This is a genomic window from Prevotella conceptionensis 9403948 (assembly GCF_000312305.1).
GTDB classification, from domain to species: domain Bacteria; phylum Bacteroidota; class Bacteroidia; order Bacteroidales; family Bacteroidaceae; genus Prevotella; species Prevotella conceptionensis.
In genome coordinates this window covers 227,250-229,792 of record NZ_HE999445.1, presented here as the reverse complement: position 1 = coordinate 229,792, position 2,543 = coordinate 227,250, and the positions used below count along the sequence as shown (strand labels likewise).

Sequence of the window (2,543 nt, the reverse complement as noted above, 5' to 3'; positions counted from 1 at the left end):
ATGCCGCCTTTCTGAAAGCCTTATAAGCCGCATCGCGATTGCCCACAAGCCTTTGTAGCTGCCCCATGATAAACCATTGGCGCGCCCGTTGCTTGCGCCGCATCTCGTGTTTGATAACCTTTTGCAGGTAGGGTATGGCCTTTTGCCACTCGCCTGCGTGCAGATGATAGAGCGTATGCGTGTAATCCCACTCCTTAACTGCACGCCAATCCATCGAGTCGCGGCTCATGTTGCGTATAACATCTTCGGCATCGTACATCCATCCCTGTTCAATATAGGTCTTGGCAAGCCATGCACGCGCCTTTGCATATATGTGCGGTTGCGTGCGATAGAGGCGCGACATGTAGGCAAATGTAGATGCTGCTTGGTCGAAATCGCCCTTATGAAACTGCGAACGCCCCATAAGCATCCACACGCGCCACATGAAAGGATTGTATTCGCGGCGGTTTAGCCATTCGATGTCGCGTTGGGTTTTGCGCCGTTTCTTGTCCCACGTGGGGCGTTTCTTTATGCTGTGCAGCTGAATGGCCTTTTCGCTTTTCAGGATAGCGCGCTCGAAGTTGCCCTTGCCCAACTCTTTGCTGCCCTTGTTGGCCACGGGATAGAGGGGGAGAAGTTCGGTATAGTTGTCTCGGTTGCCGTTTTCTTTTTCCAACATACCGTCTACATAAGCCATGTTTCCGTTGTAGTAAACGTTATAACGGGTGTTGAAAGCTTGCCACCACCTGCTGCGTGCCGTGTTCTTACTTGCCGAACAGGCAGCGAGTAGCAGCGCGAGGGCGAGCCACAAGGCAAGGCTATATGTGGATTTAAATGGTTTCAAGTTGGCGTTGGCGTTTTTTGAAAGCAATGTTGCCCACCTTTAACACAAGATAAACAAGGATGCTGACGAAGATAATGGATGCGCCCGACGGAACGTTGAGGGCGTAAGAGAGGCCTAGACCCATAAGGCAATCTACCCAACCGATGACAATACTCCATGCAATCATGTGCTTGAAGTTGTGCGTTAGCACGTTGGCCGACATCTGGGGTATGGTAAGCAGGCTGATACTTAGCACTATGCCCACCATGCGAAGTGTGCCTACGATGGTTAGGGCGATGAGTGCCATCATCAGATACTCGATAAACGCCACGGGCAGGCGTTGCGAACGGGCGAAGTCTACATCGAAAGCCACACTTAATATTGTGCGATAGAGCAGCGCGAAGACTAGGACCACCACCACAAGCAGTGCGGCTAGCAGCCAAAGGTCGGCCTGGCTGATGGTGAGAATGCTGCCAAAGAGAAAGGAAGGAAGGTCGGGCATGAACCCCGGAGATAGGAAACAGCAGATGATGCCTAGGCTCATTCCGAAGGTCCAAAACACGGCAATGGCCGAGTCTTCGCGCACATCGCCCCTGCGCGACATCCATTGCACGCCGAAAGCACTGAGAACGGAGAACACCATGGCCGAAAGTATGGGGTTGATGCCTAAGAATACGCCTAGCCCGATGCCGCCAAACGAGGCGTGCGTGATGCCGCCACTGATGAACACCAGCCGCCTTGTAACGATGTATGTGCCGATAAACCCACACAGCACACTAGCCAAGAGCGAGCCTAGGAGGGCGTTCTGAAAGAAGGAGTATTCTAATATGTTCATTCAAAAATCTGTTTCACACTTGTTTGTTGGCCAACAATAAGCCGCAACTTACGGCTTTTGGAGGGGTGGGCGACGACTTTCAGGGGCAGACTTGCCTTGCAAACGAAGGTTTGCTGCATGCCAATCATGATTGAAATTGCCACCCGACACGGCAGACTTGCCTAGCAAACGAAGGGTTGCTGCATGCCAATCATTGTTGAAATTGCCACCCGACACGGCCGACTTGCCTTGCAAACAAAGGTTTGCTGCATGGCTTTGGCCTTGCGCTTTTACCTTTTCTTGCACTTGCCCTTTTGCCTTTTCTTGCCCTTTTGCTTTTGCCTTTGCTTGGGCTTAGGCACGCCATAAGGCAGCGCACGCCTAGACAAAAGGATGCTGAGGCGTGGCGCGGGTGAGGCGGTTAGGCCGACCTGGCATCGTTGATGACCATTATCACCTCGTCTTTCAGTTGGTTGGGCAGGTTTATTTGTCGCAGTATCAGACTTCTGTTCCAGCCTTGCACGTCGCTTGGGCGCATGGTATAGAACACCTCGGCAAACTCTTCGGCCTCGCTGTCGGTATAGTCGGCCGAGTCTCTTCCGCGGTATTTGTCCAACTCTTCGTCGTCGTAATATTCCACATCGCGCACTGCCGCCTCCAACATGCAATCATGTTCGCACCGTTCGTCTTCGCCCGAACAGGTGGCACACGATGCGGTGTCGGCCTTTACCACACCAGGCTCGCCCGCGTTTTTGTTGCGCGAGAGCAGTCCCAACACGGCCGCAAAGATTGCTAAGCCCAGCAAGGCCAACAGTAGTATGTGCATTGTTTATATTTCGTTTATTTCAAATCCCGACTGGCGAAGGTCGCTCCAAAATTGCGGATACGACTTGCTCACCACGCCAGGTTGGTTTATTTTTATTTCTT

Annotated in this window: 4 protein-coding genes; all 4 read right to left on the bottom strand. The window is 52.4% G+C overall.

What is annotated here, in order from left to right; all coding sequences use genetic code 11:
• A partial coding sequence (gene porW, locus BN93_RS05315; protein ID WP_044259894.1) for a type IX secretion system periplasmic lipoprotein PorW/SprE occupies positions 1-823 on the bottom strand: 823 nt, incomplete at its 3' end.
• A complete protein-coding gene (locus BN93_RS05310; RefSeq protein ID WP_019187308.1) occupies positions 810-1,637 on the bottom strand; it encodes a metal ABC transporter permease in 828 nt (275 codons plus the stop codon). The genes porW and BN93_RS05310, both read right to left, overlap by 14 nt.
• Positions 1,638-1,685: 48 nt before the next feature.
• On the bottom strand, positions 1,686-1,922 hold the full coding sequence (locus BN93_RS17390) for a hypothetical protein (protein ID WP_157462677.1): 237 nt from the start codon (positions 1,920-1,922) through the stop codon (positions 1,686-1,688).
• A gap of 115 nt (positions 1,923-2,037) precedes the next feature.
• On the bottom strand, positions 2,038-2,442 hold the full coding sequence (locus tag BN93_RS05300) for a hypothetical protein (protein WP_019187305.1): 405 nt from the start codon (positions 2,440-2,442) through the stop codon (positions 2,038-2,040).
• Positions 2,443-2,543: the final 101 nt, after the last annotated feature.

Bases quoted from the DNA above. Each gene is read 5' to 3' on its own strand.
- BN93_RS05300 (WP_019187305.1), bottom strand. From the start codon at position 2,442: ATGCACATACTACTGTTGGCCTTGCTGGGCTTAGCAATCTTTGCGGCC.
- BN93_RS05310 (WP_019187308.1), bottom strand. From the start codon at position 1,637: ATGAACATATTAGAATACTCCTTCTTTCAGAACGCCCTCCTAGGCTCG.